At 33.7% G+C, this 6,450-nt stretch carries 7 protein-coding genes; 1 reads left to right on the top strand and 6 read right to left on the bottom strand.

Annotation, left to right across the window (positions count from 1 at the left end):
* Positions 1 to 184: 184 nt before the first annotated feature.
* The 6 genes from PV763_RS16800 to PV763_RS16775 all read right to left on the bottom strand — a co-directional run bounded on the left by PV763_RS16800 (position 185) and on the right by PV763_RS16775 (position 6,024).
* The gene (locus tag PV763_RS16800) at positions 185 to 1,423 is read right to left on the bottom strand and encodes a TniQ family protein (protein ID WP_228148564.1); all 1,239 of its coding nucleotides are present in this window, start codon (positions 1,421 to 1,423) and stop codon (positions 185 to 187) included.
* Between the two features lie 8 nt (positions 1,424 to 1,431).
* Positions 1,432 to 2,376 (bottom strand): TniB family NTP-binding protein, encoded by a 945-nt coding sequence (locus PV763_RS16795; RefSeq protein WP_178319611.1) that lies wholly within the window; start codon positions 2,374 to 2,376, stop codon positions 1,432 to 1,434.
* Positions 2,363 to 4,243 (bottom strand): Mu transposase C-terminal domain-containing protein, encoded by a 1,881-nt coding sequence (locus tag PV763_RS16790; RefSeq protein WP_087662171.1) that lies wholly within the window; start codon positions 4,241 to 4,243, stop codon positions 2,363 to 2,365. Before PV763_RS16790 ends, PV763_RS16795 begins: the two co-directional genes overlap by 14 nt.
* A 1-nt stretch (position 4,244) precedes the next feature.
* Positions 4,245 to 4,949: a hypothetical protein gene (locus tag PV763_RS16785; RefSeq protein ID WP_087662170.1), complete on the bottom strand. Its 705-nt coding sequence runs from the start codon at positions 4,947 to 4,949 to the stop codon at positions 4,245 to 4,247.
* A 283-nt stretch (positions 4,950 to 5,232) separates the two neighbouring features.
* Positions 5,233 to 5,415, bottom strand: coding sequence for a DNA-binding protein (locus tag PV763_RS16780; protein WP_087662181.1), 183 nt, complete (start codon positions 5,413 to 5,415; stop codon positions 5,233 to 5,235).
* A 120-nt stretch (positions 5,416 to 5,535) separates the two neighbouring features.
* Entirely contained in the window at positions 5,536 to 6,024 is a 489-nt protein-coding gene (locus PV763_RS16775) for a hypothetical protein (protein ID WP_143225370.1), read from the bottom strand.
* A gap of 94 nt (positions 6,025 to 6,118) precedes the next feature.
* On the opposite strand from PV763_RS16775, the gene PV763_RS16770 reads away from it, so the two are divergent.
* Positions 6,119 to 6,349, top strand: coding sequence for a helix-turn-helix domain-containing protein (locus PV763_RS16770; RefSeq protein ID WP_087662168.1), 231 nt, complete (start codon positions 6,119 to 6,121; stop codon positions 6,347 to 6,349).
* Positions 6,350 to 6,450 lie beyond the last annotated feature (101 nt).

Here is a 6,450-nt window from a genome sequence, read left to right as displayed (position 1 = left end):
TAGAAGAATTACTGCCACACCGCTGGAAATCCGACCAAAATTAAAAAATAGGCATGGGATTCAGCGGACGCTTACATTGGGGTCGAATCAATATGAGGTCCATGAACGGGCGTTATACCTATTGATTCTAATTTCTCCACAAGATTTGTAGGGTTTACTCTAAATTGTTTAGCCAACGTTGCAACTAGCATGTATTTGCTTTGGAATGTATGAACTTTTTTTTTGAGTACATTTGGGGCTTATCTGCAATTTGAACGTTTTTGTCTACATCAAACCATCCATTATTTGCCAGTTTCCTTGCTGTTTCATAATTGATTTCTAAAGTTTTAGAAATCTCTTTTAAGTCAATGCAATCATTACAGATAGTTACTGTATCTAGTATTTCGAATGTAGGTTGATCCACATTGTTTAAGCCCATAATAAAGCGCTCAATATCTAAACTTGAGATATTTCCATGATAAAGCTCTTTATTTCCAAACTTCAAATAGTCACTTTCTATCAATTTCTCAAGCTCGAAACGAGAAACCTTCAAAACACGTTTTATCTGATAATTGCTAAGTTTTCTAGAAATACTTTTTTCGCTAATTTTGTATTCGTAAGCATTTTCTTCTACAGTTTGAATGTGCTGTTTGAAAAATCGTTCATACTTTAAAAAAGGTAATAGTTGAATCCTTGGGTGAGAGTAATCACGACGTGAATGGATACATGAGCTTAGTTTGAGTACTGAAGTTTCAGGACTCTGAAAATATTCATAGACATAAAGAGAGACCTTTAAGTCTGTATTAGATCCATCAAATTCAAAAAATTCATTGAAGGCTTTCCAGCAAGCTGTGAACTCTTTAAACAGTTTATTGGAGTTATTATTTAGAACGTCAATAAACCAATAAATTGTTTCAAGAGACGTTGCTTCTCTGGTGGGAGCTTTATCCAGTTCATAACCACAGCACGAGCAGTTTTTTACACTCGCTTTTAATGTGATAGGATTGTCACAATTGGGACAAGAATCGATTAAAAAACAAGAATGAGTTGGGCATGCATAAATTGGTTTGAGCATCCATAATTTTTTTAAATACGCATTTTCAGCAAGGCAAATAGGACAGTAGCGTATGTTATCTAATACAAGCAATTCATGATCCACTTCAATAGCACCTATTATTCTAGGTGATCTATTTGTAGGACCTGATCTTTCAAATGCTAGGTATGAGTAATCACTATTTATATTTAAAGCATTTAAAACTAAGCTAAAGCGAACATCGTCTACAAGATGGTAATTGAGTGATTCCTTAATGATAGATTGATAATTAACTTTACCGACTAAATTAAAGATTGAACTATGTGCATTAAGTTTGGCGGTTCTTAGTAGGAAGCTGATTGGTGATTCATCTTCATAAGGAATTGCTTGGATTAAAAGAGTATTTTGCATAATTATATTTATTTCATGAGTGAGATAATTTGAGACATATTCATTTCGAAGGGATTTTTACTTTGTTTGCTAATGTATATCGTGATACCTAATTTCCAGGCATAACTGAAATCATTAGAGTTAATAACCTGCCGACCATCGTTTAAAGCATGCGTAATACTTTCTCTAATAAGGCTCATAATGTATGAGTGATAACCTTTCGTTGCTAATTGAATTTGCATGCCTACCAGTTGGCTATCTAAAGCTGGCATGAAGGTGATATTTTGCTTATCGAGAATTCTTGAAACTTCGGCAAGAAATGCAAACATACTTCCCCCCTGTGAGGGATCAACAGTTAATGGGTTTAGCTGGTAGATGAATTGAAATCTGCGTGCAATTTGGCTATCAATTTGAAGTAGTGGTACAAACTCAGGTAAACCAACTAAACAAAAACTGATTCCAGTTCTATTCACTAAGGTTTTAATCCAATTGCCTGTAGTTCGATTCATTCTTGTCGACGTCGGTTTACGCTCAAATAAATGGTGGAACTCATCTAAAAATATAAGCTTGGTTTCACATTGGGCAAGTAAATGAATAAGCCTACTTGTTAAGTATTCAGTCGTACCATATCCATTTTCACAAGTGATATCCCCCAGTTCTTTGAGCATCATTATGGCTAATGATTTCACTGTGGCAGGTGAGGGTACTTCTACATAACATGCTGGGATGATAGATTTTTTATGATCCTTTTCAGTTTTTTCTGAACGTGGCATCAAGCTTAAGATTGCTTTGCATAAAGTTGTTTTTCCTAATCCTCCTTCTGCCAGCAGCATGCTTCCAACTGGTTCACTATAAGAAATACTTCTTTTGACACAATCTTGTATACCAGTAAAAGCTGCCATAAATTCATTTGAGGTAATGACAATATTGTTAATAGATCGAATCCGTTCAAATCGGTTGTCAAATTTTTCCATGTTTCAATACCTCCAAAGAACCAAACTGATCAATTGAAGTAGGTGTATTTATAGTGGAAATAGATTGTTCAGAAATATCCTTTTCCTTCGAAAGAAGTTGTTCTTCAACTCTTTGTAGCTGCTTGGGAAGCTCTAGTGTAAGTGGTTTTAACCTTGGCTTTTTTCTGACAAGATTGGTTTGAATTTCGTGCATAAGTTTGTATAAATAATATAAATCGGACATTGGACCGATCTTTTTTATATCTAATTGTGACTGATTTTTCTTAAGTTTTTGAACTTCTAAATGGGTTACACGAGTCAATCCAAATGTATAGTCTTGATTAGTTGAGTCCGCTTGAATGACGACATCTTTATTGTTGGGATTAATGATAAAAACTTCATTCAAATTTAAGTCATCAACAAGCACAGTAACGGTCTTTATGCCTTGTGCTTGTAAAGTAGTAAGTGCATGAGAAAAATAACTGATATTGTCCACTCGGACTTGACCGTGATTAATACTTCTTTCAATAGGCCTACGACAGAGAATTTTGGCATCTATTTCTGTTAGAAAACTAGGCTGGATATCTTCAATAGCATCTTGCCACATGATGATGGGTGAGCGTCCTGTCGTGTGATGGATAGATTGGTGATAGACCTCATTAATCCATCTGCTTATATATTCTCTTAGTTGCTCCAAAGTTAATTGTGCATTTTTACTGGAATTATATTCACCTCTTTCTGTTGGGTTGGAGAAGGTTGTACCAGGTAGCTTTTGAAGAATTCCATGTGTCAGCGTGCTAAAAAAACGTTCAATGTGCGGTTTGTTATTAGGCGTACCAACTTGAGAAGGAGTTAGAGTAATTTTCAGTTGTTCACAAACTCTTGCGAGAGCATTATTTTTAAATTCCACACCATTATCTGGAATGATGATGCTTGGAATTCCTCCTGGTAGCTTTTGGTTCGGCCGAGTAATCATGTCTTTAATTACTTCTAATGTTGTTGCAGCACTAGGTGGGTACATATTGATATAAGATCCAACAATTGTTCTTGAGTAAACATCAATTGCACATGCTAGAAAAGGCCGCCCTAAAGCAGTTTTTGTTTTTGGGTCTATAACAATAATGTCGAGATAGTGCGTATCAATTTCGACCATGTACATAGCAAAAGGACTAATAATACTTTTACCCGCTGCTTGAAATTTTTTCTTTGCTATTCGAGAGCCTTTTTTTACTTTCAGTTCAATAAATGGATCTAATTTCTTGATATATCGTTGAATACATCTGCGTGTTGGTAAACTATCTAATGGGATGCCTTGCTCTATGAACTGACCAAGCATATGGGCTTGGACATCTTTACTACTTCTGTATTCTGGTTTTAGATATACCTCATTAATAGCTTGATTTAGAATTTGATAAATTTCTGGACTGAACCGCAAAGTGAAATTGCCTTTCGATTTATGTTTTAAGCTGAGCTTGTTATCCAAAGCAGACTTATATTGAGCTATCCATCTCGCAACAGTGCGGCTAGAAGGTGGGTTAGGGTCTTGGATTTCAGCAGATATGTGGTGTATTAATTGTGAAAGTAAATTATTACTCGTTGGGTATTGTAATAGCTGCAAGGCGCTTATTACATAACGTTCTCTTCGATGAATCGCAATACTATGTTTGGGGTTAATCATCAGTTTATCTGGTGCGAAGACACATAAAATTTCACCTGATGTATACCGGCTTTCAAACTCATTTGGGGATATCGAAAATGATTTACCCCCCGCAATAGCTGCATAACGTATAGCGTTATAGGTTACAGAACCGATTTCAAAAATATAATCAGGATGTTCTTTAAAATAAAAACGAAAACCTGGCTGGGGAATAAAAAGAGCATTATTCATGTTAATGAGCCTCTCTTATTTCTTTTTTGACTCCGCCAATCTTTATTCTTTGATGAAAAAATAGATAATCTGCTAGTTCTTGTTTAAGACCAATTGATTCAAGTGTTTTATAGGCTTGCGTTGAGTTATCAAATTCTTTGAGCTTTAACTGGTCTAAAGCGTAATTAATTTCGAAAGTATTCCAGTTGTATTGATGTCCTCTTTGATACCAATAAAGCAACTGAGAAATCTCTGATTCATTAGGTAAATTTCTGTGATCTATTAACTTAAAAGTAATATCAATTGAGTGGAGTAGATCGGAAAGTATTGCAAAGCGGTTTAAGTCATCAGTTGATAATGATGCTATGGATGGTTTGACTTCGTGAACTTCATAATCACCTTTTTGGGTTTGAACTAAAAAATCTGGAAAACAATACTGTTCATTGATCAGTAAAATTTTTAATGCTTGTGAGCGATATTTTAAGACATTTGGATCTTGTTCTAACGATAGTGCATGAGCAAGTTCAAGTCGGCTTTCTAATGGTATTGCTCCACAACACTTTTCACTAGGGAAGAGAGAGGTTCGACGACCAAATGCTCCTTGGTGGATCTTACGTTGCCCATGAAGTGTAGCTGCTACATTTGCTGTTGATTCAAAGGCAATCCTAATTTGTTTCAAGATATTGGTTTGAATATCAGTTTTTGAAAAAACTGTTTTATAAGACATATCGGTTCATCCATAAGTAATTCTATTCTCAATAGACATTTGAGAATGAGCTAATCTGTACTATTGCGATCGAATAGCACTTACTTGACTGGTGACGATACAGAGAAGATACTATGATTCTCACGTCTTTATATTCTTCTATATAAAGTCACCAACGGATCCTTTTAAGGTCCGTTTTTTATTGAATTTTTCTCTATTTTTTCATAATTACTCCAAGAGTATTTTTAAGTATGAGAAATTTGATGGTTCATGAAAAAGACGTATTAATAATTTCACACAACTATCAATCATCTTTAATTCTCAATTTAACTGCGATTTTGTGACTCTCTCCTCGAATAGGAAGTCTATTCATTTTCAAGACTCTATATACCAATTCTGTTGAAAAGTTATTCTCCTTAGCCCAATCCGAAAAGGATATTCCTTTCTTTTGAAATTCTGTCTTAACTTGCTCAATAGATTTAGCCATAGCGTTGAAATTTGTAAGATATAGGAGGAAATTTAGTTTCAAAAGAAAATTAAATCAAGTTATTTTTTTTAATTAATTTGTTGTTTTTTAAGTAAATATTTTTGAAAAATATTATCTTATTTATTTTCGTAATATTTTTAAAATATTATCTAAAATCTTTAATTTCTCTCTTTTTTCTTCTCCGTATAAATCAATTTTTTGATCTAAATTTATAAATTCTGAATTAAGTTCAGGATATTTTAATACGAGTTCATGCAAGTACTCTTTTTGAGTGTTTAAGCTAATTATGTTTTTGTTTATTAAACTTTTTTCAAGTTCTATAACCTTTTTTAAGCGGCTATTTAAAAAATGATTTCTATTCTGTTTCAGTTTTTCAGTTTCACTATAAAGGAATATACGACTGTTACTTTCTGACCTTTTAAAACTCAAGAATCCATGACGCAATAATGTTCTTAAAGATGCATATATATGCGATGCATGAATGGTAGAATTTTTTCCTTTAAGATTTTTTATTTTTTTTAAAAACATTTTCGCTTCCCATTCATGGATTTCATTTTGAAGAAAAACTTTTTCAAACTTTTCTGTATGTGGAAGATAAAATTGAAACATAGCTATTAAATCTTTTTGATAAAAAAGAGGATTATAGTCCGCGGATATATAGTCCTCAATTGATGATATTTCTCTTTTGAGCAATTAGTTACAAATGTCAGAATTATCAGTAGCAATCGGTCAATTAATCCGCAATAGACGAACACAACAAAAATTAACTCAGGAATCCCTTGCTCTTCAATGTGGGATAGATCGTAGTTATATGGGACGTATTGAACGTGGCGAGGTTAATCTCACTGTTGAAAAAATTTATGAAATTGCTTTTGTGTTGAAAATTAGTGCCAAAGATTTAGGGTGTGTTGACACTTTTAGCTTAAAAAAATAGCGAAGTAGTAAAATCAAATCGCCGAACCCAATTTTACTATTCGCTATGCCTCGTACCATGCTGACAGATCAACACTGGCAAAAGTTGAAAGTTATTCTGCG

This window comes from Acinetobacter sp. AS5 (assembly GCF_048957595.1).
In the GTDB taxonomy this organism is placed as follows: Bacteria; Pseudomonadota; Gammaproteobacteria; order Pseudomonadales; family Moraxellaceae; genus Acinetobacter.
The sequence above is the reverse complement of the archived record's forward strand: the minus strand, read 5'-3'. Positions and strand labels throughout refer to the sequence as shown.